Raw genomic sequence first — 25,850 nt, 5'->3', positions numbered from 1 at the left:
GATGCCCGGCACCCGCATCGGGAGCCGGGCATCTCTGTCTGCACTCATGTCGCGCGCGTGATCACCAGGCGCGCATGAGCCAGAACCTTCGGCACCGACGTGCGTCGAGCGTGTGGACGTACGTTCTCCCCGTCGTGCTGGCCCTCACCATGGGGGCGCTGCTGGTCCTGACCGAGCGCGAGACCGACGTCGCCGCTGGGGAGCCTGAGGTGGCCGAGCACGGCGGCGTCGCGGTGGTAGGAGATTCGCACACCGAGATGGACTCGCTGAACTTCGCTGCGGGAAGGATCGGGGACCAGTCCTGGGTCTCCACCCTGATCTCGGAGGGATATCGGTTCGCCGGCGGTTGGGCTGTGGCCGGGGCCACCTCGACCCTCCAGGCTGAGAGTTTTCGCGGGGTCATGGGTGCAGATGTCATGATCGTGATGACGGGAACCAACGATCTCGTCCAGGGAGTCCCCTTCGATCAGACCGCCTCGAGCCTCGAGGCTATCGTCGCCAAGGCGCCGGCCGACCGTGTGCTCGTGCTGGCCATCCCGCCGTTGGAGCAGGAAGTCATGCCTACGAGCGGCGTGTTCAACGAATCGCTCCGGGAGCTCGCTGAAGACCGGGGGTGGGAGTACTTCGACGGCTTCGAATTCCTGCGGAGTCCGGACGGCGGGTTCGTCGAGGGAATGACCTACGACGGGATCCATCTCACCCCAGAGGCTCAAGAGCGGTTCGGAGCCGCGGTCGTCGAGTACCTGGGTCGAGAGACCGACTCGTGAGGGGTCGCCCGTTCGGCAGCCTCCACCTTCTCTTGCCCCGGGGGTGCTGGCTGCACTGGCTGCGCTGGAGAAGCGCCGCGCCGCGAGGCGTACACGACGCCGCCGACCACCAGCATGCCCCCAGCCAGCTCCAACCAGGTCGGCACCTCGCCCAGGATAAGCCAGGCAGCGAGAATCCCGACCACCGGCACCAGCATGGAGAAGGGCGCGACGACGCCGGCCGGGTGCCTGCGCATCAGCCAGACCCAGATCCCCGATCCCACCACCGTGCCGAAGAGGATCGTGTAGGCCAGGCCCACCCACGCCGGGATCGCCTCAAGACTGACGGAGGTGGCCAGCGCTGCGCCGATCTGCTCCGGGCCCTCCACTAGGAAGGCCACCGTGAGCAGCGGGACCGGCGGCACCACCGCCATCCACAGCACCAGCGCCATCGGCCGGTCCGTCTGGGCCTTTCGCGAGGCGAGGTTGCCCAGTGCCCAGCCGAAGGCCCCGAAGAGGACCAGCAGAAACGGGGTCCACCCGTCCAGGACGCCCCGAGAGAGCCCCACCAGCGCCAGTCCGAGAACGGCGACGCCGACGCCCGCCGCACGGCGGGCGGTGATGTGCTCCTTGAGCACGAGGGCGCCCAGGAGCACCGTGAACGGCGCCGAGGCCTGGAGGACCAGGGAGGCCAGCCCGGTGGGGAATCCTGCGGACATGCCCAGGTAGAGACCGAAGAACTGCAGGGTGCCGAAGCCGAGGCCGTAGCCCAGGAGGTACCGGATCTTGACACCAGGCCAGGGTACGAAGAGCAGGGCCGGCAGTGCCAGGATCAGGAACCGCATACCGGCGAGGAAAAGCGGCGGAAACTGGTCAAGGGAGAAACGGATAGCCAGGAAGTTCAGACCCCACAGCAGGGCGACGAGCAGTGCGAGGGAGATGTGGCGCATAGGCATGACTTCATACTCGGGGTTGATTGACTTCAGGTCTACTGAATTGTTATGCGAGGAGGGTGTAGCTTGGCTACATGGAACTTCGTCATCTGGAGCTGCTGCGCGAGATCGCCGCACGGGGCACGCTCACGGCCGTGGCTCGTGCCACCCATAGAACGCCGTCGGCGCTGTCCCAGCAGCTTCGCTCCGCCGAACGCGACCTCCGCGTGAAGCTTGTCGAACCAGATTCCCGGGGGCTGCGGCTGACCTCTGCGGGGCAGCTGCTCGCAGAAGGAGCCGAAGAGGTGTCTGAGAGTCTCGCAAGGCTCCAGGCGCGCCTGGAGGAGAGCACCGGGAAGCCACGTGGACTCGTGCGGGTGGGCACCTTGCCCAGCGCAGGCCAGGCGCTGCTGCCAGCGCTGGTCGAACGGCTTCGGGGGAGCGCCATTGCCCTGGCGCTCGACGACTTTGACATCGCTGAGGCCGATTTCGCCGCGCGTGCTCTGGATGCCGACATCGTCATCAGCCACAGCCTCACCGGGGAGACCCCGATCGGCGCAGAAGGTCTCAGCAGCACGCTGCTCGCGCGGGAGCCCATCGACGTGGCGCTCCCTCGGGAGCATCCGCTGGCCTCCATGCCGCGGCTCACCCCTGAGGATCTCGTCGACCATGACTGGATCGGTGTTCCCGAAGGGTACCCCTTCGACGCGATACCACTCGCCATCGAGCAGCTCACCGGTCGACCCGCGCACCGCTCATTTCGACTCAGGGACAATCACCTCGTGGAGTCGCTGGTCGCTGCCGGTGCAGGGATCGGCCTGCTTCCCCGGTTCACCACGCGGCCCAGCGACGGAGTGATTCTGCGGCCACTGATCGGCGTCCACGCGGAGCGCAGCATCGTCGCACTGAGCAGACGTGATCGTTTCCAGCGCCTGGCAGTGAGAACCGTCACCGAGCAGCTGGTGCAGATCGGACAGGAGGTCACGCGTGCTCACGCGGTTCCCATGAGCAGCGCCCCGGGCCCTGAGCACTAGGATCGGGGCATGGCGGAGATCTATTCAGTGGGACTGACCGGGGGCATCGCCTCCGGCAAATCAGCGGTGGCGGCCCGGCTGGCCGAGCACGGGGCGTTGATCGTCGATGCCGACCGCCTTGCCCGCGAGGCGCTGGAACCCGGGAGCTCGGGACTCGAGGAGGTGGTCTCGGCCTTCGGCCGTGAACTGGTGACCGAGGCCGGAGAGCTGGACCGGGGCGCTCTGGGTCGGGTGGTCTTCAGCGATGAGGAGGCCCGGGCAAAGCTCAACGCGATCGTGCATCCGCGGGTGCGTGCCGCGGCCGCACGCCTGCGAGAGGAGGCCCCGGCGGGAACCGTGGTGGTCGAGGACATTCCGCTGCTTGTGGAGACCGGCCAGCAGGACCGGTTCGACCTGGTCCTGGTGGTGCAGGCGCCTGAGTCGCAGCGGATCACGCGCATCGTGGAGAACCGCGGCTCCACGGAGGAGGACGCGAGAGCGCGCATCGCTGCACAAGCCACCGATGCCGAGCGGGCCGCGGCGGCGGACGTCATTCTGGACAACTCTGGCACCGTCGAGGACCTGTGGCGACAGGTCGATGAGCTGTACGAGAAACTCCAGGGACGTGTCAGAGCCCGGCAGTAGCATTGATCTATGAGTCTCGCTCAGAAGATCAGCCGCACTGTCGCCCCCTTCGAGGTCATCAGTCCCTTCCAGCCGTCGGGCGATCAGCCCAAGGCGATCGAGGAGCTTGCGGAGCGGATCGAGGGTGGAGAGAAGGATGTCGTGCTGCTGGGTGCCACCGGCACCGGAAAATCAGCGACGGCGGCCTGGCTGGTCGAGCGCATCCAGCGGCCCACCCTCGTGATGGTGCAGAACAAGACCCTGGCCGCCCAGCTGGCCAATGAGTTCCGTGAGCTGCTGCCGAACAACGCAGTGGAGTACTTCGTCTCCTATTACGACTATTACCAGCCCGAGGCCTACGTGCCGCAGACGGACACCTTCATCGAGAAGGACTCCTCCGTCAACGAGGAGGTCGAGCGGCTGCGGCACTCCGCCACCAATGCCCTGCTGACCCGTCGCGACGTCGTCGTCGTGGCCACCGTCTCCTGCATCTATGGTCTGGGCACGCCCGAGGAATACATCAAGCAGATGGTCGAGGTGAAGGTCGGGCAGACCATCGAGCGCGATGAGCTGCTGCGCCGCTTCGTGGGCATGCAGTACGCCCGCAATGACACCGACTTCCATCGCGGCACCTTTCGCGTGCGCGGGGACACCGTCGAGATCATCCCGATGTATGAGGAGCTTGCGGTGCGCATCGAGTTCTTCGGCGATGAGATCGAATCGATCTCCACGCTGCACCCGCTCACCGGCACGGTGGTGCGCGAGGAGGAGGAGATGTACATCTTCCCCGCCAGTCACTATGTGGCCGGCGATGACCGGATGGCCCAGGCGATCACCCGGATCGAGGACGAGCTGCGCGTCCGGCTCGAGGAGCTGGAGTCCCAGGACAAGCTCCTGGAGGCCCAGCGGCTGCGCATGCGCACCACCTATGACCTCGAGATGATGCAGCAGATGGGCTTCTGCAACGGCATCGAGAACTACTCCCGGCACATCGACGGCCGCGGTCCAGGCAGCGCCTCGCACTGTCTGCTGGACTACTTCCCGGACGACTACCTGCTCATCGTGGACGAGTCCCACGTGACGATCCCGCAGATCGGCGGCATGTACGAGGGTGACATGTCGCGCAAGCGCACCCTGGTGGACCATGGATTCAGGCTGCCCTCGGCGATGGACAACAGGCCGCTGAAATGGGACGAGTTCCTGGAGCGGATCGGGCAGACCGTGTACCTCTCAGCGACCCCGGGGTCCTACGAGCTGGGACAGGCCGATGGATATGTGGAGCAGATCATCCGCCCCACAGGACTGGTCGATCCGCAGATCGTGATCAAGAAGACCAAGGGACAGATCGACGATCTGCTCGGGGAGATCCGCACGCGCACTGCGAAGAACGAGCGCGTGCTGGTGACCACGCTGACCAAGCGCATGGCCGAGGACCTCACCGAGTACATGCTCGAGAACGGCATCAAGGTGGAGTACCTGCACTCGGACGTGGACACGCTCAAGCGGATCGAGATCCTGCGCGACCTGCGCCGCGGCGTCCACGACGTCGTCGTCGGCATCAACCTGCTGCGTGAGGGCCTGGACCTGCCCGAGGTGTCGCTGGTGGCCATCCTCGACGCGGATAAGGAAGGCTTCCTGCGCTCCACCACGTCGCTGATCCAGACCATCGGGCGCGCGGCCCGCAACGTCTCGGGCGAGGTGCACATGTATGCGGATCGGATCACCGACTCGATGCGTCGCGCCATCGATGAGACAGACCGCCGTCGACAGCGCCAGATCGACTACAACACGGAGCACGGGATCGATCCGACTCCGCTGCAGAAGAAGATCGCCGACATCACTGACCAGCTCGCACGGGAGGATGCGGATACCGCTGACCTGCTTCAGGGGATGGGCGGCCTCGCCACAGGGTTCCAGTACGGCAAGGGGCATCGCGGCTACACCAGCTTCGAGAGCGAAGAGGGGGAGACGACTGGTGAGAACGGCTCTGCGAAGTCGATGGCGTCTCAGACTCCGGCCAAGGACCTCACCGATCTGATCGGCCAGCTCACGGCGCAGATGCACAATGCTGCCGAGGAGCTCAACTTCGAGGTGGCCGCGCGACTGCGCGATGAGATCGGCGAGCTCAAGAAAGAGCTTCGACAGATGCAGAACGCCGGGCACGCTCAGATGTGACAGCTCACCTCGTAGTGCGGTCTGCCCCGCCACCAGCGGTGAACGGAACTTCATTTCCCCTTGAGCGAGGCGGGAAACAGGACTAGGCTCAGCCCATCACCGTAGGGGTCAATCCCATTCCTGATCGTTTTGGCTAGGACCTGATAAATGAATTCACGTCTGCTTCGCCGACGCTGCCGTTCAGCGGCGTTCTGGAGGTCCGTTGACTGACAGCGCCCGTGACTGCTCCGTGGTCATTCCTTCGACTGGTCGCGCGAGTCTCGGGCACGCAGTCGCCGACGCGCTCGCGCAGACCTCGGTCAACGTCGAGGTCATTGTGGTATTGAACAACGCCGAGGATGACACCTGGTCGCATCCCGATCCCCGGGTGAGAGTCATCAAGGCGGCGGAGCCGGGCAGCAATGCTGCTCGTCAGACGGGGATACGAGCAGCTCGGTATCCACACGTGGCGCTGCTCGACGATGACGACCGCTGGTCGGCGCAGAAGCTCGAGCTTCAGTTCGGACTCGCCGAGGATCGTGGTCTGCTCTCCTCGAAGAACTGGGTCATATCGTGCGGCGTGGAGAAGGTCCGCCGTTCCGCCGTCGAGCTGTGGCCCCGGCAATTCGACGCTGAAGTGACCGATGTGCCGCGCTACCTGTTCAGGCGCGACAGCTGGCGCTCAGCTCGGCACCAGCTACAGTCCTCAACCTTGTTCTTCCCGCAGGAACTTGCATTGGCGGTGCCCTTCGACGGATCTGTCAAGATCCACATGGACTGGGACTGGTTGATCAAGACACAGAGTCAGCGTGGAGCGCGTGTTCTGATCGTCGACCGTCATCTCGTGCGCTATGAGCAGCTGGAGCAGGGAATCACCTCGCGTTCGGGCTCGGAGCTCAGCGTCGACTGGGCAGATCAGGTCCTCCGCGCTCGCCCGCGCGAACACGGAGACTTCCTCGTGCTCATCTCTGCCCGATTTCCGCTGCTGCGGGGCGATCTGGCTGAAAGCAGGCGGGTCATCCGCGACGCCCGCGCGAAGTCCGCCCCCGGTCCGCGCGCCCTGCTGGTGTCCCACACCAATCTGCTCCGCGCTGCATCGAGAAGGAGACGCCCGTGACGCCCGCCGCTGATCTGCCCAGAGTGCTTCACATCGGTCCCCAGGGAAACATCGCTGGTGGCATGGCTCAGGTCGTCAATGCCTACCTGAGCTGGACCTACACACGCGTCCGCATCGAGGGCAGCCGTTCCACGATGGGAAAGGGAGATCGGCTTGCGGTGTTCCGTTCGGCAGGCTCAGCCGCCCGCATTGCGGCCCTGCGGGCAAGGAGCCGAAGGTCGGTGGTCGCGGTCCACATGTCACAGGGGGGCTCGTTCCTCCGCGAGGGAGGCCTCGCTCGGTGGGCTCACATGCTCGGTCTGGGGATCGCCGTGCATCTGCATGGCAGCGGGTTCGCCGATTTTGCGCGCCGCCATCCGGTCACCGTCCGAAGAGCCCTCGCGTCTGCCGACGTCGTCCTCGTGCTCACCCAGGAATCTGAGCAGATCTGCCGTGAGCTGGCGCCCGAGTCCGCGGTGGTGCGAATCCCCAATGCTGTCACGGTTCCTGCGGATCGGTCTCCGAAGAAGCGCACCATCGTCTTCGGGGGTGCGGTGGGTCGCCGCAAGGGAGTGGACGTTCTCCTCGAGGCGTGGAGCGCACTCACCGAGATGCATGCGACGTGGACATTGATCATTGCGGGGCCGGCTGATGGGGTCGAGGCCGATTCCTCGGTGCCCTCCTGCCGCTGGCTGGGCACCCTCCACCACACAGAGATGATGTCGCTGCTCGACGAGGCCGGCATCGCGGTGCTGCCCTCGAGGGGCGAAGCTATGCCCATGTTCGTGCTCGAAGCCATGGCTCGTCGGTGTGCTGTCGTGGCCACAGACGTGGGACAGGTCCGTGAGGTGGTGGGGGAGGCCGGGTTGATCACGGACCCCGGCGACGTCCGGTCTCTCACGGACGCTCTGCGCCAGCTGGCTCAGGATGACGAGCGTCGAGCAGAGCTGGCTGATGCGGCGCGGGAACGTATTCAAAGCCGACATGACCGGGAGATCCTTGTGCCGGTCCTGGAGCAGAACTGGCTCTCCACGCTGGAGACGGGCACGGAGGTCTGACATGAACGAACCTTTCCCCGAGCTCGCGGGTCGACGTGCCCTCCTGGTCGCCTCCACAGGGGGCCATCTGGAGCAGCTCGTACAGCTGGAGTCCGTGCTGGCGGTGTCCCCGCAGTCACAGTGGATGACATTTGACTCGCCGCAGTCCGCCTCGCTTCTCGCGGGTCGTGATGCCACCATCGTGCCCTACATCGCGTCACGGGACTGGCGTGGCGTCATGCACGCCGCCAGACACGCCGCGAGACTGGACTGGGACAGCATCGATGTGGTGATCAGCACTGGAGCGGCCATCGCACTCTCTGTCTTCCCCGTCGCACGTCTGCGCCGGACCCCGACCTTCTACATCGAGAGCGTCTCACGATTCGAGGGCCCCTCGCTGACGGGACGCATGACCCGGCGCATGGGGCTCGCCCGGACATTCACCCAGCACCCCGAGTGGGCGACGGATCAGTGGCACTACCGGTATTCGCTGTTGAGTGCCTACCAGTCGGTGGAGAAGCCCCTCGGCGAGAACTTCGCGGTGTCGCGGATCTTTGTGACGTTGGGGACGATCCGCCCCTACCGCTTCGACGCCCTGGTCGATGCGGTACTCGCGGCTGCCCCGCCGGGAGCTGAGATCGTATGGCAGCTGGGGGAGACGGACCGTGTTGATCTCCCCGGGCGGGTCCACCGCACCATCTCTGTCGAGGACTTTGACCGAGAAGCGACACAGGCTGACGTGGTGGTCAGCCATGCCGGTGTCGGCTCAACGCTCCGGCTCATGGAGCTGGGAATATCACCCATCCTCGTTCCCCGGAGGAAAGCGCGGGCCGAGCACGTCGACGATCATCAGACACAGGTGGCGAGCAAGCTCGAGGCGGCAGGGCTTCTGCAGAGCGTCGAGGCCCCAGATCTGGAGCTGAAGCATCTGCTGCGGGCGGCTGCCACCAGCGTCCACAAGACGCTGACGTGATCATCTGCTCGAGGGCGCTGCACGGTCGTGCGCGCGCATGCAAGGATCTTTACGCGCCCCGGCGCGCATCGCTGCGGATTCTCCGGTCAAGCCTCTTGAGTACCTGCGCAGCGTGGAGCGCGAGGAGGTAGACCGTTCCCAGCCGCGTCACCAGCCACACCTGGTGGTGGATGCGCCGTGAACGGACGTGCAGTTCAACCATGTCCAGATGCTGGGCAGCTTCCCGGGCCCTGCGGAGGCCGTCACGGCGGATTGACCAGGGGGCGCGGACCCGGGTGGGTGTATGCGCCAGTGGCAGGACCAGGAACCACGCGCGAAAGTAGTTCATCGAGCCGGTGAGTCCGGTCGCCTCCTCGCCTGGAATCAGTTCGATAGCCAGATCGTGGGCGCGCTCCAGGTTCGCCAGATTCGGAGTCTTGCGTCGAGTGATCGATCCTTCGCGGACAAGATGAAAATAGAGAACCGCTGGTATCAGGTGGACGCAGTCGCTGTTGGCCAGTGCCCGGACCACACCTGTGAAGTCCGATTGAGAGGACATGTCGGTGAATGGGTCTGTGCCCAATGTCGAACGTCTGATGAGTTTGTTCCACAGGTATCCCTGCATTGCTCCCTCGAGGACGAGCGTCCACGCACGCTCCCGGGAGATAATGAGCTCATGGTCAGTGCCGTCGATGATTGCACCAGATTGATGTCCTGGATGACGGAGTTCCGCTTGGCAGACGACGACGTCGGCGTCGCTGCGAGTCGCGGCTTCCAGGAGAACATCCAAGATGTGGGGAGCCCAGAGGTCGTCATCATCCGCGAACCAAACATACTGACCGTGGGCCAGCTTCAGGGCTGCATTCCGCGCCCGCGCCACCCCATGCGGGGAGTCCAGCCGGATGAGCCTGGCTTGGGGGTGCGCCGCAACGAAGGCCTCTAACAGGGGTGTTCCGTCGTCGGTCGAAGCGTCATCGACCAGAAGAATCTCATCGCGGTCCTGCACTTGTTGAGTGAGGCGCTCGAGGAGCGCAGGAATGTGCGCACGAGAATTATGGACCGGAATGATGATGCTCACCAGCGGGGGCGAGCCTGTCATCCTGACCATCCTCGGGCCGACTCCGTTTCAGCTGTCACGTCGCCACACTTCTTCATCGTCCTTCTTCACCGTCACACAGCACCTTAGGCCCTGCGGATCCAGAAGTCACCGAAACAGACGGGATGTGAGGTCGTCCTCCGGAGAGCACCATTCGGTGTAACATCATCCAAGCGTGGGGGAGTATCCCAAACACTGTGGACGTCAGCACGCGAAGCAATGAGGCTTCGCCGGACGCAGGGGCCTGAGCACAGGCGGAGAGACTCGCGACGACATCGCTGTATCCTCCTCCTCGAAAGGCCTCTCTATGGACATATCCCCTCTGGTCTGGATCGTCACTCTTGTTCTGATCATCGGCCTGCTGCTCTTCGACTTCGTCTTCCACGTGCGTAAGGCGCACACTCCGACGATCAAGGAGGCGGCTCTCTGGTCTGCCTTCTACGTCGGCGTCGCCCTGCTCTTCGGCCTGGGGTTCTTCGCGCTGGGACACCCCGAGATGGCCACCGAGTACTACGCGGGCTATGTCACCGAGAAGGCTCTTTCGGTGGACAACCTCTTCGTGTTCCTGGTGATCATGGGCAGCTTCAACGTGCCGCGGGAGTATCAGCAGAAGGTTCTGCTCTTCGGCATCGTGTTCGCCCTGATTGCGCGCAGCGTCTTCATCTTCGTGGGCGCCGGGCTCATCAGCCTGTGGAGTGACGTCTTCTACCTCTTCGGCATCATCCTGCTGATGACGGCTGGCCAGCTGCTGAAGAAGGAGCTTGCCGGGGATTCGGAGGAGGACGAGGCGGACAACTTCATCATCCGTTTCGCGCGCAGGCATCTGAACACCACCGACGAGTACCATGGCGACAAGATCACCACCCGGGTCGACGGCAAGCGGATGTTCACCCCGATGCTGTTGGTCATGATCGCGATCGGCGGCACTGACCTGCTCTTCGCGGTGGACTCGATCCCGGCGATCTATGGGCTCACCCAGGAGCCGTTCATCGTGTTCGCAGCCACCGCCTTCTCACTGATGGGCCTGCGGCAGCTCTACTTCCTCATCGACGGTCTCCTGGACCGGCTCATCTACCTGTCCTACGGCCTGGCGCTCATCCTGGGATTCATCGGCGTCAAGCTCATGATTCACGCGCTGCACGAGAACAACCTCGGCTTCATCAACGGAGGCGACGATGTCTCAGTCGTCGAGATCTCCACCGGACTCTCGCTGGTGGTCATCATGGCCGTCCTGGCGGTGACCGTCACCGCTTCGCTCCTCGCGCCCAAGGGCCGCGCCCTGCGTGCCATCCAGAACGCCGAGAAATACTCGCTGCGGTATGTGGACCTGGCTGGTAAAGACCCTGAGGATCGCGAGTTCAACCTGGTCAAGACCGCCGAGCAGTCTGACTACTGGACCGGCAAGGCTCAGGCCGTGCCGGAGCGCTACCAGGAAGACCTCATCGCGCACCGTGAGCATTACCTGGCGACTCTGGAGAAGGCGCGCGGTCTGCGGGCGGGAGTCTCTCCCGACGGAGAGCCGAAGGCCTGACCCAAGGTCAGGAGGTTCGTTGCAGCAGCTCGCTGAAGACGCGGCCGCCTTCCTCGCTCAGCCCGTCGTGATGGAACTCGTCGGTCTCCCAGACGGTGATGCCGGCGACCTCGTTCGCCGTCTCCCAGGACAGTTCACGCGCGACGTAGACATCATCGGTGTACAGCGCCGCAGCCGTGGGAACACGGTTGCGGCGCAGCTGCGCCAGGTCATAGAGCGGCTCCCAATCGTCTACGGAGGCCAGTTCATCTGCTGCCGCCGCGAGCTCCTGCAGCGACGGGTCGAGCTGCAGATGCTCGCGCAGAATCATCTCCCCGAGCAGCAGGGGAGAACCTGAAGCGGGGTCGAAGTCCTCGAATTCGACCAGAACTCGCTCGGCCGACCAGTTCGTGGCCGGGCGGCCCTCGGTGAGCTCCGCCGGCTGTCCGTAGATCGACTCATGCATCACGGCGTACATCGGGTTTGCCGCGAAGGAGAGCTGCTGGCCCACTGCGCTCAGGAAGGTGTCTGAGAGCTCGGTCCGATCGGCGGAGGTGAACGCTTCCTCGAGCAGGTAGTGCAGTGCGTCCGCCCGCGTGTTGCCGCCCAGGAGCATGCCGATCATCTGCAGTCGAGCCGGAGTCAGCGGTGACCTGTCTGGAAGATGTACGGCATGGGTGCGCACGTGGGCGAAGACGGCGTCGAGGATCTCGCGATCCTGTGGAAACCTGGCGAAGTGTTCGCGGTTGCGGCTGCGCATCTTCACGTAGGTGGCGCGGTAGACCCGGTCAGCGTGTCCCGACAAGGGCGCAAGGCCACCGGTGATCAGAGCGCGGTCCAGAGACTCGGGCGCGAAGGAGAGGTAGCTCAATGTGGCGAAGCCGCCGAAGCTCTGCCCGAGCACGCTCCAGGAGCTCAGCCCCAGGCTGCGTCGGAAGGCCTCCGCATCTCGGACGATGGAGTCGGCTCGGAAATGGCGCATATGTGCGGCCTGGGCCGCGGCGTCGCCGCGTGGGCGCAGAGACTGCCGGTTCAGCGGCGCCGAGAGACCCGTGCCGCGCTGATCGAGCATCAGAATGCGGAACGCTTTGCCTGCCTCGGCCATCCAACCACCCAGCTTCGCGGGTCGGCTGCCCTTGCCGCCGGGACCGCCCTGGAGGAAGAGCAGCCAGGGGAGAGAGTCCACTCGTTCGGCCCCCTGTTTGACGTTCTCTGCGGCGACGAACTCGCGGGCATAGAGCGTGATCTGCTCGCCCGTGGGCCGGCGGTGATCCAGCGGCACGCTCAGCCGGTGATCGGTGATGCGGGTTCCGTCCAGCAGCGTGGCGCTCGCGCCGTCGTCATTCACGCTCCCATCCCTCGCGCGTGAACCGGGCGACTCCGCATCCCACGCGCCTGCACCGGTCATCCCAGTTCGCCCACTCGGTCCATGATGACCACCGGGGTGCCGGTCTCATCCGAGGCGGTGAGGTCGATCCAGGCGTGGATTCCCCAGTCGTGGTGGGAGTCGGGGTCATCCAGGACCTGCACGGCACGCCACCACCGGCGCTCGGGATCGGGGGTGTCCTTCGGTGAGACGTCGATGCGGACCAGTGACGGTCCGCGGGACTGGGCGTCGGTGTAGAGGTCCTCGTAGACGTCGAAGTACGCATCGAGCGCCTGGCCCCAGCGATCAGCGTCCCACCCGTGCTCGGCGTCGAGCTCGGCGAGCTTCGCCTCCTTCTCCTGGGCGAAGAGCTCCGCGCGCAGGAACATCGCGTTGCGGACCATCACCTTGAAGGCGCGCGGGTTGGAGGTCACCCGGTCTGGATGGTCCAGCGCGGAGATGTCGGACTCCATGGCGGCGAGCTCTGCCAGCTTCTCAGGATCGTCTCCCGCCTGAAGACGCTCCCACTCCTCGAGCAGCGAGCTGTCGGTCTGCCGGACGACCTCACCGAGCCACTCCAAGAGGTCCTGAAGCTCCTCGGTGAGCCGGTTCTCCGGCACGGTCTGCTTCAGCGCCTTGTAGGCGTCGCTGAGGTAGCGCAGCAGCACACCTTCCGAGCGCGCGATCTGGTAGTGGTTGACCATATCGGTGAACCCGAAGGCTCGCTCGAGCATGTCCCGCACCACTGATTTGGGCTGCAGCGCATAATCCGAGACCCACGGGGCGCTGCCCCGGTAGACCTCGAACTGCTGGGTCAGCAGCTCCGCCAGCGGCTGCGGGGGAGTGAGCTCATCGAGGATGCGCATGCGCTCCACATAGTCCACCCCTTCGGCCTTGAGCTCGCCGATCTTCTCCGACTTCAGCTGCTTCATCTGCGCGCCGGTGATCTGGTGGGGGGTCTCCAGGATGGACTCGATCACGCTGATCACGTCCAGCGCATAGGACTCCGACTCGGCGTCGAGCAGCTCCACGGCCGCCATCGCGAAGGGCGCCAGCGGCTGGTTCAGCGCGAAGTTGTCCTGCAGGTCCAGGGTCAGGTCGACCGTGCGTCCGTCCTCGTCGGGGCGCTCCAGGCGCTCGAGCACCCCCGCCGTGAGCAGCTCGCGCAGGATCTGCAGCGCCTGCCGCTGGAGCTGCGCCTTGCGGACCGGGGTCTCATCGGCGGCCAGGATCATCCGTCGCATGGCACGGATCGGATCTTCGGGACGCTCCAGCAGATGCAGCACCATCGAATAGCTGACCTGCATGCGCGAGACCATCGGCTCCGGCGTCGCCGTGATGATCCGCTCGAAGGTCTTCTCGCTCCAGGAGACGAATCCCTCGCGGGGCTTCTTCTTGCCGGCGGAGCGGATCGCCTGGGAGACCTTCTTCTCATCGTCGCCGTGCTTGGACCGAGCCTTGGCGATGGCCTGCTCATTCTCGATCACGTGCTCCGGGGCCTGGACCACCACAGTCCCGGCGGTGTCATAGCCGGCGCGTCCGGCACGGCCGGCGATCTGGTGGAACTCACGGGCGTTGAGCTGCCGGGTGCGTGTGCCGTCGTATTTGCTCAGCGCAGTCAGCAGCACAGTGCGGATGGGCACGTTGATCCCGACGCCGAGAGTGTCGGTGCCGCAGATGACCTTGAGCAGACCCTGCTGGGAGAGCTGCTCCACCAGCCGGCGATACTTCGGCAGCATCCCGGCGTGGTGCACGCCGATGCCTGCCCTGAGCAGCCGGTTCAGCGTCTTGCCGAAGCCCTTGGCGAAGCGGAAGGTCTCCAGCTTCACCCGGATCAGCTCACGCTCCTCCTTGGAGACCACATTGAGCGAGGCCAGGCCGACGGCGCGCTCGGCCGCCTCCCTCTGGGAGAAGTGCACCACATAGACCGGAGCCTGGTGCGTGGTGACGAGCTCCTCGAGCTTGGTCTGCAGGGGAGTGGTGGAGTATTCGAAGCTCAGCGGCACGGGACGTTCGGCGCTGCTCACGGTGACGACGTCGCGCCCGGTGCCCTCGCTGAGTCGGGTCTCGAAACGGGTCGTGTCGCCCAGGGTGGCGGACATGAGCAGGAACTGCGCACGGCTGCCGGCGGCTCCGCGACCCGGGCTGCCCGGTTCCGCCCGGCCGGTGAGCTCCAAAAGGGGCACCTGCCACGCCCAGCCGCGCTGCGGGTCGGCGTAGAAGTGGAACTCATCCATGATGACGGGCCCGACGTCGGCGTCTCGGCCGTCGCGCAGGGCCTCGTTGGCGAGGATCTCCGCGGTGCAGCAGATGACCGGCGCCGACGCATTGACCGAGGAGTCACCGGTGACCATGCCGACGTTCTCGGCCCCGAAGATCTCCACCAGGGAGAAGAACTTCTCGGAGACCAGGGCCTTGATGGGCGCGGTGTAGACGCTGCGTTCCCCGCGAGACAGCGCGAAGAAGTGCGCGGCCGTGGCCACCAGGGACTTCCCCGAGCCGGTGGGCGTGGACATGATGACGTGCTGCCCGTCGGCGAGCTCCAGGATCGCGTCCTGCTGCGCGGGGTAGAGCGTCAGTCCCTGCGTCTGGGTCCAGGATTCGAAGGCGGCGAAGAGCTCCTCGGGTCCGGGAGACCCCGCTGATCCGGCGGGAGATTCCAGTTTGTGCAGACGCTTGGAGGCGGTCGCGGCGTTCACCAGCCGCGTTCCCGCCATGCGGGGAGCTGGGCGCGTTCGGCGCCCAACGTCGTGGGTGCGCCGTGACCGGGGTGGATGATCGTGTCGTCCTCGTAGAGATCGAAGATCCGCGCTTCGACGTCGTCGAGCAGCGTGCTGAAGTCTTCCTGCGCCCACGTCTTGCCGACTCCGCCGGGGAACAGCGAGTCCCCGGTGAAGATGTGAGTGGGGCCGTCCTCCACCGGGTAGACGAAGGCCACGGAGCCGGGCGTGTGCCCGCGCAGGTGGATCACGTCCAGGGCGATGCCGTCGTAGGTCAGCTGATCGCCGTGCTGGACTCGGCGGTCGATGGTGACGCCCTTCTCCGCCTCGATGGCCGGAGCATCCGCTTCCCCGGCGGCAGCCTCGATCCGAGGGTGCGTGCCTGCGGCGGTGTCCGCCGTGCGGGTGCCGAGCAGTTCGGGGAGCGCCCGGATATGGTCCCAGTGCGAATGGCTGGTGAGCACCGCAGTGAGCTCCAGCGGGCAGGGGGTGTCAGGCGTGGCGGAGGCCAGCAGCTCCCGGATCGCCCCGGCGTCGTCGGCGGCATCGATCAGCACCTGGACCCCGGTCTTCTTCGCGGTCAGCAGATAGACGTTGTTGTCCATCTCGGAGACGGACACGCGCCGAAGCGTGATTGCGGGCAGATCATAGAGCAGGGTGCTGTCAGAGGCCATGGGGCTCAGTCTAGGACCTGGCGCGCTGGTGCGGCCACGGGCTCGGCCTGCTCCGCGCCGGAGTCAGGCGGATCACTGGGTGGCATGATTCCCGCTTCGACGAGGGCCCGCCGGAGCTGGTCCGCCGTGTCCACGATGGGGCCCGCCCCGGCCTGCTGCAGCTCCCCTTCGGGTGCATACCCCCAGGTCACTCCGATGCACTGCAGGCCATGGTCCGCGGCGCCCTCCACATCGAAGATCCGGTCACCCACCATGACGACTCGGGCTTCACGGCTGGACGCAGGGTCATGGGTGGTGGAGGAGCTCAGGCCGATCGCTGTCAGCGCGGCGCCGACGATGGGGCCCTTGCCCGCGTGCGGGATCGACTCATCCTCCGGGGAGCCGTGCACCGCGGCGAAGTGGTCACGGATGCCCATGATGCTCAGCAGCCGCTCGGCCAGACCGGTGGGCTTCGAGGTGGCCACCGCGCAGGTCACGCCTGCCGCATTGAGCGTGCTCAGCAGCTCTTCGATGCCCGGGTAGACCCTGCTGGCCTGCATGCCTTCGGCAAGATACTGCTGTCGGTATTCCTCCACGATGGACGGGATCAGCGCATCGGTGACTCCGGGCAGGCTCGCCAGTGAGGCGGCCAACGGCGGGCCGACGAACGAGTCCAGTCGCTCCTGGTCTGGAACCTCGATGCCGTGCACCCCCAGCGCGTGACTGATGCCGCTGGTGATGGCGCCCGCCGGGTCCACCAGCGTGCCGTCGAGGTCGAAGAGCACCGCACGGGTGCCGAAGGGGTCGGCCGCACCGGCCGAGAGATCGGTGGGGAGGGGGGTGGCAGAGGATGAGTCGAAGGTCACCGCGCCATTCTGGCACGCCCTCCGGCGCCCCTCCTGCGCTGAGCGGCGGAATCTCCGAGCAGTTGGGTCCAAGAACCGCTTGAGATGCTCGTAGAATCCGCCTCTCGACGGGGTGGGGGACCACCACTCGACGGCGTGGGGACCTCACCTCAACGGAATGGGTGATCTGCCGCACTCTCGCTTCGAACATTTGTTCGAACCCCTCCGGGGTTCTACACTGAAGCACGTGTCTGAGCGAGCAGCCGAAACTGCAGTGATCGAGTCCGTTGACGACTACTACGCCGAAGGTGCGCGAACAAGGTCCGCCACCAACGGTGTGATCGGTCATGCCGAGGCGGACCGGATCGTGGTCCAGGGCGCGCGCGAGCACAACCTCAAGGACGTCACCGTGGAGCTCCCGCGGAACTCCTTCATCGTCTTCACCGGCCTCTCCGGCTCGGGCAAGTCCTCGCTGGCCTTCGACACCATCTTCGCCGAGGGTCAGCGCCGCTACGTCGAGTCGCTCTCCGCCTACGCCCGGCAGTTCCTGGGTCGCGTGGACAAGCCGGACATCGACTTCATCGAGGGGCTCTCTCCTGCGGTCTCCATCGATCAGAAGTCCACCTCGAAGAACCCGCGCTCCACGGTGGGCACCGTCACCGAGATCCATGACTACCTGCGCCTGCTCTGGGCCCGCATCGGCGTGCCGCACTGCCCGGTCTGCGGCGAGAAGATCGAGCGGCAGACCCCGCAGCAGATCGTGGACCAGGTCCTCGGCTTCCCGGAGAAGACCCGCTTCCAGGTGCTGGCCCCGGTGGTCCGTGGCCGCAAGGGCGAGTTCAAGGACCTCTTCCGCGACCTCGCCTCCGAGGGATTCTCCCGCGCCATCGTCGACGGCGAGATCATCCAGCTCAGCGAGCCGCCCACGCTGGAGAAGACCTATAAGCACCAGATCGAGGTCATCATCGACCGCCTGGTCATCCGCGAGGGCATGCGCCAGCGGCTCACCGATTCGGTGGAGACAGCCCTGAAGCTCGCCGACGGACGGCTGGTCATCGACCTGGTCGACCTCGACGACGACGGCGAGCCCACCAACGACCGGGTCCCCGAAGGCCTCACCGGACCCAAACACCGGCCCTTCTCGGAGAACCTGGCCTGCCCGAACGAGCACCCGCTGGAGCTCGATGAGATCGAGCCGCGCTCCTTCTCCTTCAACAACCCCTTCGGCGCCTGCCAGGTCTGCTCCGGAATCGGCTCCAGCCTCGAGGTCGACATCGACCTGGTGATCCCCGATGACACGCTCTCCCTCGAGGGCGGCGCCATCGCGCCCTGGGCACTCGGCAAGGCTTCCAAGGACTACTGGCTGCGGCTGATCTCCGCGCTGTCCAAGGAGCTGGACTTCTCGGTGCGGACCCCCTGGAAGGACCTGCCCAAGAAGGCGCAGAAGGCCCTGCTGCACGGGCGCAACCATAAGGTCGTCGTGCAGTACCGCAACCGCTTCGGCCGCGAACGCACCTACTCCACCGGGTTCGAAGGCGTGCTCTCCTACATCTCGCGCAAACACCTCGAAGTAGAGTCCGACAACGCCAGGGACCGCTACGAGCAGTACATGCGCCAGATCCCCTGCCCGGCCTGCAACGGTCAGCGGCTGAACCCCGCCGCGCTGGCGGTCACCGTCCAGGGCGCCTCCATCGCTGAGATCGCCCGCCTGCCGCTGGACAAATGCGCTGAGTTCTTCTCCACGGTGAAGCTCTCGGCCCGCGACGCCACCATCGCCGACCAGGTCCTCAAAGAGATCATGGCCCGGCTGAACTTCCTGCTCGACGTCGGACTCAGCTACCTCAACCTCGAACGGGCCGCCGGGACGCTCTCCGGCGGCGAGGCCCAGCGCATCCGGCTCGCGACCCAGATCGGCTCCGGACTGGTCGGGGTGCTCTACGTCCTGGACGAGCCCTCCATCGGGCTGCACCAGCGCGACAACGCCCGACTGATCCAGACGCTCACCCGGCTGCGCGACCTCGGCAACACTCTGATCGTGGTCGAACATGACGAGGACACCATCGCCGAGGCCGACTGGATCGTGGACATCGGCCCCGGAGCCGGCGAGCGAGGCGGCGAGATCGTGCACTCCGGCTCCGTCCAGGGACTGCGCGAGAACGCGCACTCCATCACCGGCGACTACCTCTCCGGCCGCCGCAGCATCCCCGTCCCCGCCGAGCGCCGCCCGGTGGACAAGACCCGGATGCTCAAGGTCATCGAGGCCCAGGAGAACAACCTGGACAAGGTCTCGGTGGAGATCCCGCTGGGGATCTTCCTCTCCGTCACCGGCGTCTCCGGATCGGGCAAGTCCACGCTGATCAACGAGATCCTCTACAAGTCCCTGGCGAACAAGCTCAACGGCGCCAAACAGGTCCCCGGCCGGCACCGTCGCATCGACGGGATCGACGATCATCTGGACAAGGTGATCCACGTGGACCAGTCACCGATCGGACGCACCCCGCGCTCCAACCCGGCGACCTACACCGGGGTCTTCGACCACGTACGCAAGCTCTTCGCCCAGGCGCCGGAGTCCAAGACCCGCGGCTACCAGCCCGGCCGGTTCTCCTTCAACATCAAGGGCGGCCGCTGCGAAGCCTGCTCGGGCGACGGCACGTTGAAGATCGAGATGAACTTCCTGCCCGATGTCTACGTGCCCTGCGAGGTCTGCCACGGCGCCCGCTACAACCGGGAGACCCTCGAGGTGAAGTACAAGAACAAGAACATCGCCGAGGTCCTCGACATGCCGATCGAGGAGGCCGCGGAGTTCTTCGCGGCCTTCGCCCCGATCGCGAGGCACCTCAACACGCTGGTCGAAGTGGGACTGGGCTATGTCCGGCTGGGCCAGTCCGCCACCACGCTCTCCGGCGGGGAGGCGCAGCGCGTGAAGCTTGCCAGCGAGCTGCAGCGCCGCTCCAACGGGCGCAGCGTCTACGTGCTCGACGAGCCCACGACGGGACTGCACTTCGAGGACATCCGCAAGCTGCTCCAGGTCCTCCAGGGACTGGTCGAGAAGGGCAACAGCGTGATCACCATCGAGCACAACCTCGATGTGATCAAGTCCTCCGACTGGGTGATCGATCTCGGCCCCGAAGGGGGAAGCGGCGGAGGGCTCGTCGTCGCCCAGGGCACCCCGGAGAAGGTCGCCTCCACCGCGGCGAAGACCGGATCGCATACCGGCGCGTTCCTCGCACCACTGCTAAAGTGAGTGGGCCAGTTCACAGACCGGCACCCACGGCACAGAGCAGGACGACGTCGCTGATCAGCGAGTAAGCGGAGGCACCAGGTGAGCACCACCCCCGAGGCGCAGGAGCCTGAGCGCGTCGCCACCAATGATGCGGTCCGCAAAGCTTTCGAGATCGCGGTGAAGCTGTCCTGCCGACCGGTGATCACCGGGCTCGAGCACACTCCGGCCGAAGGCGGGTTCATCGTCGCCTCCAACCACCTGTCCTTCCTGGACTCGGTGCTGATCCAGGCGCTGTTCCCGCGCACGGTCAGCTTCTTCGCCAAGGCGGAGTACTTCAACCAGACCGGGGTGAAGGGCCGCGCGATGAAGCTGTTCTTCGAGTCGGTCGGTTCGGTCCCCGTGGAGCGCCAGCATCAGTCGGCCTCGGTGGAGGCGCTCTTCTCGCTGGGCGCCATCGCCTCGTCAGGTCACGGCGTCGGGATCTACCCGGAAGGCACCAGGAGTCGCGACGGCCGGCTCTACCGCGGCAAGAACGGTGTCGGATGGCTCGCAGTCGCCACCGGGCTGCCCGTGGTTCCCGTCGGACTGCGCGGGACCGAAGCGCTGCAGAAGCCGGACTCTCGAATGGTCCGGCCGCGAAAGTTCGAGATGCACGTGGGGGAGGCGCTGCACTTCGAACAGCTGGGCAAGAAGCACCCGCTGCCCGCCCGCCGCAAGGCTACCGAAGAGATCATGGAGTCGATCGCCGCGCTCAGCGGCCAGGAACGCGTGGCGAGCTACAACGCGCCACCGGCAGAGGCCGATGGCTGATCCCAGCAGCTACCGGCCGAAGCCGGGCGAGATCCCCACCACCCCTGGGGTCTACCGATTCATCGACCCTCACGGGCGTGTGGTCTACGTGGGCAAGGCCAAGAACCTACGCTCCCGGCTGAACTCTTATTTCGCTCGGGTGAGCACGCTCCCAGCCAAGACCTACGCCATGGTCCATGCCGCCGCCAGCGTCGAGTGGACCGTGGTCGGCTCAGAGCTCGAGGCGATCCAGCTCGAATACACCTGGATCAAGCAGCACACTCCGCGGTTCAACATCATGTACCGGGATGACAAGTCCTACCCCTACCTCGCCGTGACCATGAATGAGAAGTACCCCCGAGTCCAGGTCATGCGCGGGGACAAGAAGCCCGGGGTGAAGTACTTCGGCCCCTTCTATCCGGCGAAAGCGATCCGCGAGACCGTGGACACGATGCTGCGGGTCTTCCCGGTGCGCAGCTGTTCCGCCGGGGTCTTCAAGCGCGCCAAGGCCTCGGGCAGGCCTTGCCTGCTGGGCTACATCGGAAAATGTGCCGCACCCTGCGTGGGGGAGATCAGCGAAGAGGACCACCGCAAGCTCGCCGAAGAGTTCTGCGATGTGATGGCCGGACGCCCCGGTCCGCAGGTGAAGCGGATCGAGAATCAGATGAAGGCGGCCGTGGCCGATCTCCGCTTTGAGGACGCGGGTCGACACCGCGATGACCTCGAAGCCATCCGCCGCGTCTTCGAGCGCAACGCCGTGGTGCTCTCCGAGGACACCGAGGCCGACATCTTCGCCTTCGCCGAGGATGAGCTCGAAGCCGCCGCCCAGGTCTTCCATGTGAGGCAGGGCCGCATCCGGGGTCAGCGCGGCTGGGTCGTGGAGAAGGTGGAAGAGACCGACGCCGGCGCAATGGTCGAGCAGCTGCTGATGCAGGTCTATGGCTCGATGGCCGACACCGAACGCATTCCGCCTGAGGTGCTTGTTCCGGCGCTGCCCGACAACGCCGAGGAGATGACCGCCTGGCTGCGTCAGCTGCGCAGCGACTCGGGAGAGGGCCGGGCGCAGATCAGTCTGCGCGTGCCGCAGCGCGGGGACAAGGCCGCCCTGCTGGGAACGGTGCAGGAGAACGCGGAGCAGGCGCTGCGACTGCATAAGGCCAGGCGCAGCTCGGACATCACCACCCGGTCTGCGGCGCTGCGCGATCTCCAGGAGGCGCTCGGCGCCGTCGAGCCGCTGCTGCGCATCGAGTGCTTCGACATCTCGCACACCTCAGGCACCAACGTGGTGGCCTCGATGGTGGTGCTCGAGGACGGCCTGGCGAAGAAGCGCGACTACCGAAGGTTCTCCGTGAAGGGGGATGCAGCGCGCGACGACACCTCGGCGATGTATGACGTGATCTCTCGCCGCTTCGCGCGGCATCTGAGGGACCAGGAACAGGCCACCACTGCCGTGACCGAACCCACCGAAGGGGACGAGGAAGAGGTGCGGGACTCCACGGTGGTGGAGCGGGAGGCGGAGCGCTTCGCGTACCCGCCGAGCCTCGTCGTCGTCGACGGGGGACAGCCGCAGGTGAACGTGGCCAAGCAGGCCCTGGACGATCTCGGCATCACAGATCTCCCTGTGGTCGGGCTCGCCAAGCGGCTTGAAGAGGTCTGGCTTCCCGGCGATGACTTCCCGCTGGTGCTCCCACGCTCATCGGAGGCGCTGTACATGCTGCAGCGCATCCGAGACGAGGCGCACCGATTCGCGATCGCCTACCACCGCTCCAAACGGTCCAAGCAGATGACCGCCTCCGCGCTCGACGACGTGCCGGGTCTCGGGCCGAGCCGCCGGGCGGCCATCGTGGCGCACTTCGGCTCGGTGGCGAACCTGAAGAAGGCCTCCGTGGAGGAGATCTCCGAGGTGCCAGGTCTGGGACGGGGCACCGCGCAGAAGATCCTTGACCACCTGAAGGCGGAGGCCGAGACGACCAGCTCGGCCTCCTGACGGGTCATCGGCTTCACCCCACCCGCGCATCACGGCTAAGGTCTAAGCATGGATGTTGGTCTGACCCCGGTGAAGCCGCCCGAGAACGAACTGTTGATCGTCACCGGCATGTCCGGCGCCGGTCGCACCACTGCTGCCCACGCCCTGGAGGATCTGGGCTGGTACGTGGTGGAGGGCCTGCCTCCCGAGCTGATCACCACCATGATCGACCTCATCTCCCGCCATCCGGGCTCGATGGAGAAGCTCGCCGTCGTGATCGACGTCCGAACCCGCGCGCTCTTCTCGAACATGCTCGGAGCACTGGAGCAGCTCAAGGCCACGGGCGTGACCTACCGCATGCTCTTCCTGGACTCCTCGGACGAGCTTCTGGTTCGTCGGTTTGAACAGGGGCGGCGGCCCCATCCGCTGCAGGGCTCCGGCCGTATCCTCGACGGCATCACGGCGGAGCGTGACCTGCTCAAAGAGGTCAAGGCCGCTGCAGAGATCGTGCTCGACACCACAGATCTGAACGTGCATGGATTGGCCAAGGAGATCATCGAGATCTTCAACGAGGACGGTCCGGTCCAGCTGCGCCTGAACGTGATGAGCTTCGGGTTCAAATACGGAGTCCCGGCGGACGCGAACTTCATCGCCGACATGCGCTTCATTCCGAACCCGCACTGGGTGCCCGAGCTTCGCCCGTTCACCGGTCAGGACGCCGCGGTGAGCGAGTACGTGCTGGGCAACGAGGGGGCGGGTGAGTTCATCGATCGCTATGTCGAGGCCATCCAGCCGGTGATCGAGGGCTACCGGCGGGAGAACAAGCACTACGCCAACGTCGCCGTGGGCTGCACCGGCGGCAAGCACCGTTCGGTGGCCGTCGCGGAAGAGCTCTCTCGCCGCCTGGCCCAGCTCCCCAACGTCACCGTGAACACCATCCACCGCGATCTGGGACGTGAGTGAGCGTGAGTCAGCTGCCGGTGCCGCTGAACCGCGGCACCTTCAGGGTCTCCGCGCTGGGCGGGGGACACGGCCTCTCCGCCACGCTCTCCGCGCTGCGGGTGATCGCCGCAGAGCATCTGACCGCGATCGTGACCGTGGCCGACGACGGCGGATCTTCCGGCCGGCTCCGTGAGGACATGGATGTGCTGCCTCCAGGCGATCTCCGCATGGCGCTTGCCGCGCTCTGTGACGACACCGAATGGGGTCGGACCTGGGCGCAGGTGATGCAGCACCGGTTCCGCTCGCGCGAAGGCGTCACCGGCAGCCTGGACGATCACGCCATGGGGAACCTGCTGATCGTCGCCCTCTGGGAGCTGATCGGGGATTCTGTGGAGGGGCTGCGCTGGGCCGGGACGCTGCTGGGCGCCCGCGGCCAGGTATTGCCGATGTCGCGGCAGCCGCTCACCATGTCCGGAACGGTGGAGCCCGCAGAAGGTCAATCGCTCTCCGACCCAGCCTTCAACAACGGCGAGCGGCTCTCCTCCCAGGTGGCGCTGGCCCACGCCGGGAGCCTGGGTCGACTTCGCGACGTGCAGCTCCACCCGCAGGAGGCGGCAGCCTGCGCGGAGGCGCTCACCGCCATCGAACTCAGCGACTGGGTCGTGCTAGGCCCGGGATCCTGGTACACCTCCGTACTGCCGCACCTGCTGCTCCCGGAGCTCCGGGACGCGCTCTATGAGACCGAAGCTCAGCGGTGTATTGTGATGAACCTCTCACCGCACACCGATGAGACCACCGGCATGAGCCCAGCCGACCACCTGCACGTGCTCCACCAGTACGCCCCTGGTCTGCGCATTGACCGCATCATCGCGGACCCGGCTTCGGTCCCCGATCAGGAGCGGGCGGAGTTCGCCGAGGCCGCCGACGCGCTCGGTGCACGGGTCTGCTATCACGACGTCGGGAAGGCGGGACAGCCGGAGATCCATGACCCGCTGCGGCTTGCCATCGCCTTCAGTGAGGTCTTCACCGAGTGAACCGAGCCGCTGCCCGTGAGAGGGGCACGGTGACGGCATTGGGTACGATGGCTGAGCTGCATCACACGAAGACCAGAGGACGATACATATGGCGCTGACCGAGTCGGTCAAAGAAGAGCTCTCCCGCCAGCACGTCAAGACCACCTCGGAGCGCAAGGCCGAAGTCTCGGCGATGCTCCGGTTCGCCGGGGGGCTGCACATCATCTCTGGTCGCATCGTGATCGAGGCTGAGCTGGACCACGCCGCCACCGCTCGGCGGCTCAAGACCACCGTCATGGAGGTCTACGGGCACAACCCGGAGGTGATCGTGGTCTCCGGCAACGGCATCAAGCGCGGCTCACGCTATGTGGTGCGGGTGGTCCGTGAAGGCGAGGCGCTCGCCCGGCAGACCGGTCTGCTCGATGCGCGCGGCCGCCCCGTTCGGGGCCTGCCCTCCGTAGTGGTCAACGGTTCGATGGCCGACGCCGTCTCCGCCTGGCGCGGAGCATTCCTCGCCCACGGATCGCTGACCGAGCCCGGACGGTCGTCGTCGTTGGAGGTCACCTGCCCCGGTCCCGAGGCTGCGCTCGCGCTGGTCGGGTCTGCGCGCAGGCTCGGCATTCCCGCCAAAGCCCGGGAGGTCCGCAACGTGGACCGCGTGGTGATCCGCGACGGCGACTCGATCGCTAAGCTGCTCACCCTCATGGGAGCGCATCAGACGCTGCTGGTCTGGGAAGAACGACGGATGCGCAAAGAGGTCCGCGCCACTGCCAATCGACTGGCAAACTTCGACGACGCGAACCTCCGACGTTCGGCTCAGGCCGCCGTGGCCGCTGGTGCGCGCGTGGAGCGTGCGCTGGAGATCCTCGGCCCCGAGGCGCCGTACCACCTGAAGTACGCGGGCGAGCTGCGCCTTGCACATAAGCAGGCCTCGCTCGACGAGCTCGGGCGGCTGGCCGATCCGCCGATGACCAAGGATGCGATTGCAGGTCGGATCCGCAGGCTGCTGGCCATGGCGGACAAACGCGCCGGGGAGCTGAACATTGAAGGCACAGAGTCCAGCGTGACTCCTGACATGCTCGAGAGCTGAAGCCTGCCCGGGCAGCAGTCTGGGGCTCCCTCGGCGAAGTTACTCCAGTGGTGAACACTGCAGGTCATAGGCCGTCAACTCCT

20 protein-coding genes are annotated in these 25,850 nt (G+C 66.0%); 14 read left to right on the top strand and 6 right to left on the bottom strand.

Features of this window, described 5'->3' with window-relative positions:
• Positions 1-74: 74 nt before the first annotated feature.
• On the top strand, positions 75-767 hold the full coding sequence (locus IY716_RS02880; protein WP_218220114.1) for an SGNH/GDSL hydrolase family protein: 693 nt from the start codon (positions 75-77) through the stop codon (positions 765-767).
• On the opposite strand, the gene IY716_RS02875 is transcribed toward IY716_RS02880, so the two are convergent.
• Entirely contained in the window at positions 710-1,702 is a 993-nt protein-coding gene (locus tag IY716_RS02875) for an EamA family transporter (RefSeq protein ID WP_218220113.1), read from the bottom strand. The genes IY716_RS02880 and IY716_RS02875 overlap by 58 nt on opposite strands.
• 71 nt (positions 1,703-1,773) lie before the next feature.
• Between IY716_RS02875 and IY716_RS02870 the strand changes: the two genes are divergently transcribed.
• The 6 genes from IY716_RS02870 to IY716_RS02845 all read left to right on the top strand — a co-directional run bounded on the left by IY716_RS02870 (position 1,774) and on the right by IY716_RS02845 (position 8,575).
• Positions 1,774-2,712 carry a LysR family transcriptional regulator gene (locus IY716_RS02870; RefSeq protein WP_218220112.1) on the top strand — a complete coding sequence of 313 codons (939 nt, stop codon included), beginning with the start codon at positions 1,774-1,776 and terminating at the stop codon, positions 2,710-2,712.
• Positions 2,713-2,721: 9 nt separating this feature from the next.
• On the top strand, positions 2,722-3,336 hold the full coding sequence (gene coaE / locus IY716_RS02865; RefSeq protein ID WP_255316408.1) for a dephospho-CoA kinase: 615 nt from the start codon (positions 2,722-2,724) through the stop codon (positions 3,334-3,336).
• Between the two features lie 9 nt (positions 3,337-3,345).
• Complete coding sequence (gene uvrB / locus IY716_RS02860) at positions 3,346-5,490, top strand: excinuclease ABC subunit UvrB (protein WP_218220111.1); 2,145 nt, start codon at positions 3,346-3,348, stop codon at positions 5,488-5,490.
• A 202-nt stretch (positions 5,491-5,692) separates the two neighbouring features.
• The gene (locus IY716_RS02855; RefSeq protein ID WP_218220110.1) at positions 5,693-6,586 is read left to right on the top strand and encodes a glycosyltransferase family A protein; all 894 of its coding nucleotides are present in this window, start codon (positions 5,693-5,695) and stop codon (positions 6,584-6,586) included.
• Positions 6,583-7,623, top strand: a complete 1,041-nt coding sequence (locus tag IY716_RS02850; protein WP_218220109.1) for a glycosyltransferase family 4 protein — start codon at positions 6,583-6,585, stop codon at positions 7,621-7,623. Before IY716_RS02855 ends, IY716_RS02850 begins: the two co-directional genes overlap by 4 nt.
• 1 nt (position 7,624) lies before the next feature.
• On the top strand, positions 7,625-8,575 hold the full coding sequence (locus tag IY716_RS02845) for a glycosyltransferase (RefSeq protein WP_218220108.1): 951 nt from the start codon (positions 7,625-7,627) through the stop codon (positions 8,573-8,575).
• 49 nt (positions 8,576-8,624) lie between these two features.
• On the opposite strand, the gene IY716_RS02840 is transcribed toward IY716_RS02845, so the two are convergent.
• Positions 8,625-9,653, bottom strand: coding sequence for a glycosyltransferase family 2 protein (locus IY716_RS02840; RefSeq protein WP_218220107.1), 1,029 nt, complete (start codon positions 9,651-9,653; stop codon positions 8,625-8,627).
• Positions 9,654-9,957: 304 nt separating this feature from the next.
• Between IY716_RS02840 and IY716_RS02835 the strand changes: the two genes are divergently transcribed.
• Positions 9,958-11,181 (top strand): TerC family protein, encoded by a 1,224-nt coding sequence (locus IY716_RS02835; RefSeq protein WP_218220106.1) that lies wholly within the window; start codon positions 9,958-9,960, stop codon positions 11,179-11,181.
• A 7-nt stretch (positions 11,182-11,188) separates the two neighbouring features.
• Here IY716_RS02835 and IY716_RS02830 read toward each other — a convergent pair whose 3' ends face one another.
• From IY716_RS02830 to IY716_RS02815, 4 genes are read right to left on the bottom strand one after another with little or no spacing between them, the layout of a single operon-like run.
• Positions 11,189-12,508: an alpha/beta fold hydrolase gene (locus tag IY716_RS02830; RefSeq protein WP_369699568.1), complete on the bottom strand. Its 1,320-nt coding sequence runs from the start codon at positions 12,506-12,508 to the stop codon at positions 11,189-11,191.
• Between the two features lie 56 nt (positions 12,509-12,564).
• A complete protein-coding gene (locus tag IY716_RS02825) occupies positions 12,565-15,243 on the bottom strand; it encodes a DEAD/DEAH box helicase (RefSeq protein ID WP_218220104.1) in 2,679 nt (892 codons plus the stop codon).
• On the bottom strand, positions 15,222-15,920 hold the full coding sequence (locus IY716_RS02820; RefSeq protein WP_218220103.1) for an MBL fold metallo-hydrolase: 699 nt from the start codon (positions 15,918-15,920) through the stop codon (positions 15,222-15,224). The genes IY716_RS02825 and IY716_RS02820 overlap by 22 nt, the downstream gene beginning before the upstream one ends.
• A 5-nt stretch (positions 15,921-15,925) precedes the next feature.
• Positions 15,926-16,765 (bottom strand): HAD hydrolase-like protein, encoded by an 840-nt coding sequence (locus IY716_RS02815; protein WP_218220102.1) that lies wholly within the window; start codon positions 16,763-16,765, stop codon positions 15,926-15,928.
• A 316-nt stretch (positions 16,766-17,081) separates the two neighbouring features.
• On the opposite strand from IY716_RS02815, the gene uvrA reads away from it, so the two are divergent.
• From uvrA to whiA, 6 genes are all read left to right on the top strand, one after another.
• Positions 17,082-19,988, top strand: a complete 2,907-nt coding sequence (gene uvrA / locus IY716_RS02810) for an excinuclease ABC subunit UvrA (RefSeq protein ID WP_369699668.1) — start codon at positions 17,082-17,084, stop codon at positions 19,986-19,988.
• A 78-nt stretch (positions 19,989-20,066) separates the two neighbouring features.
• A complete protein-coding gene (locus IY716_RS02805) occupies positions 20,067-20,777 on the top strand; it encodes a lysophospholipid acyltransferase family protein (protein ID WP_369699567.1) in 711 nt (236 codons plus the stop codon).
• On the top strand, positions 20,770-22,743 hold the full coding sequence (uvrC, locus tag IY716_RS02800) for an excinuclease ABC subunit UvrC (protein ID WP_218220101.1): 1,974 nt from the start codon (positions 20,770-20,772) through the stop codon (positions 22,741-22,743). The genes IY716_RS02805 and uvrC overlap by 8 nt, the downstream gene beginning before the upstream one ends.
• Positions 22,744-22,791: 48 nt before the next feature.
• The gene (gene rapZ / locus IY716_RS02795; RefSeq protein ID WP_218220100.1) at positions 22,792-23,685 is read left to right on the top strand and encodes an RNase adapter RapZ; all 894 of its coding nucleotides are present in this window, start codon (positions 22,792-22,794) and stop codon (positions 23,683-23,685) included.
• A 2-nt stretch (positions 23,686-23,687) separates the two neighbouring features.
• Positions 23,688-24,698: a uridine diphosphate-N-acetylglucosamine-binding protein YvcK gene (yvcK, locus tag IY716_RS02790; RefSeq protein ID WP_369699566.1), complete on the top strand. Its 1,011-nt coding sequence runs from the start codon at positions 23,688-23,690 to the stop codon at positions 24,696-24,698.
• An 88-nt stretch (positions 24,699-24,786) separates the two neighbouring features.
• Positions 24,787-25,767 carry a DNA-binding protein WhiA gene (gene whiA / locus IY716_RS02785; protein ID WP_218220098.1) on the top strand — a complete coding sequence of 327 codons (981 nt, stop codon included), beginning with the start codon at positions 24,787-24,789 and terminating at the stop codon, positions 25,765-25,767.
• Positions 25,768-25,850 lie beyond the last annotated feature (83 nt).

It is taken from the genome of Nesterenkonia sp. Act20 (genome assembly GCF_019173455.1).
Taxonomy (GTDB): domain Bacteria; phylum Actinomycetota; class Actinomycetes; order Actinomycetales; family Micrococcaceae; genus Nesterenkonia.
This window is presented reverse-complemented; position numbering and strand designations above follow the sequence as displayed.

Bases quoted from the DNA above. Each gene is read 5' to 3' on its own strand.
- IY716_RS02875 (WP_218220113.1), bottom strand. From the start codon at position 1,702: ATGCCTATGCGCCACATCTCCCTCGCACTGCTCGTCGCCCTGCTGTGG.
- IY716_RS02825 (WP_218220104.1), bottom strand. From the start codon at position 15,243: ATGGCGGGAACGCGGCTGGTGAACGCCGCGACCGCCTCCAAGCGTCTG.
- IY716_RS02845 (WP_218220108.1), top strand. From the start codon at position 7,625: ATGAACGAACCTTTCCCCGAGCTCGCGGGTCGACGTGCCCTCCTGGTC.
- coaE (WP_255316408.1), top strand. From the start codon at position 2,722: ATGGCGGAGATCTATTCAGTGGGACTGACCGGGGGCATCGCCTCCGGC.
- IY716_RS02835 (WP_218220106.1), top strand. From the start codon at position 9,958: ATGGACATATCCCCTCTGGTCTGGATCGTCACTCTTGTTCTGATCATC.
- whiA (WP_218220098.1), top strand. From the start codon at position 24,787: ATGGCGCTGACCGAGTCGGTCAAAGAAGAGCTCTCCCGCCAGCACGTC.
- IY716_RS02820 (WP_218220103.1), bottom strand. From the start codon at position 15,920: ATGGCCTCTGACAGCACCCTGCTCTATGATCTGCCCGCAATCACGCTT.
- IY716_RS02880 (WP_218220114.1), top strand. From the start codon at position 75: ATGAGCCAGAACCTTCGGCACCGACGTGCGTCGAGCGTGTGGACGTAC.
- uvrB (WP_218220111.1), top strand. From the start codon at position 3,346: ATGAGTCTCGCTCAGAAGATCAGCCGCACTGTCGCCCCCTTCGAGGTC.
- IY716_RS02840 (WP_218220107.1), bottom strand. From the start codon at position 9,653: ATGACAGGCTCGCCCCCGCTGGTGAGCATCATCATTCCGGTCCATAAT.
- IY716_RS02870 (WP_218220112.1), top strand. From the start codon at position 1,774: ATGGAACTTCGTCATCTGGAGCTGCTGCGCGAGATCGCCGCACGGGGC.
- rapZ (WP_218220100.1), top strand. From the start codon at position 22,792: ATGGATGTTGGTCTGACCCCGGTGAAGCCGCCCGAGAACGAACTGTTG.
- uvrC (WP_218220101.1), top strand. From the start codon at position 20,770: ATGGCTGATCCCAGCAGCTACCGGCCGAAGCCGGGCGAGATCCCCACC.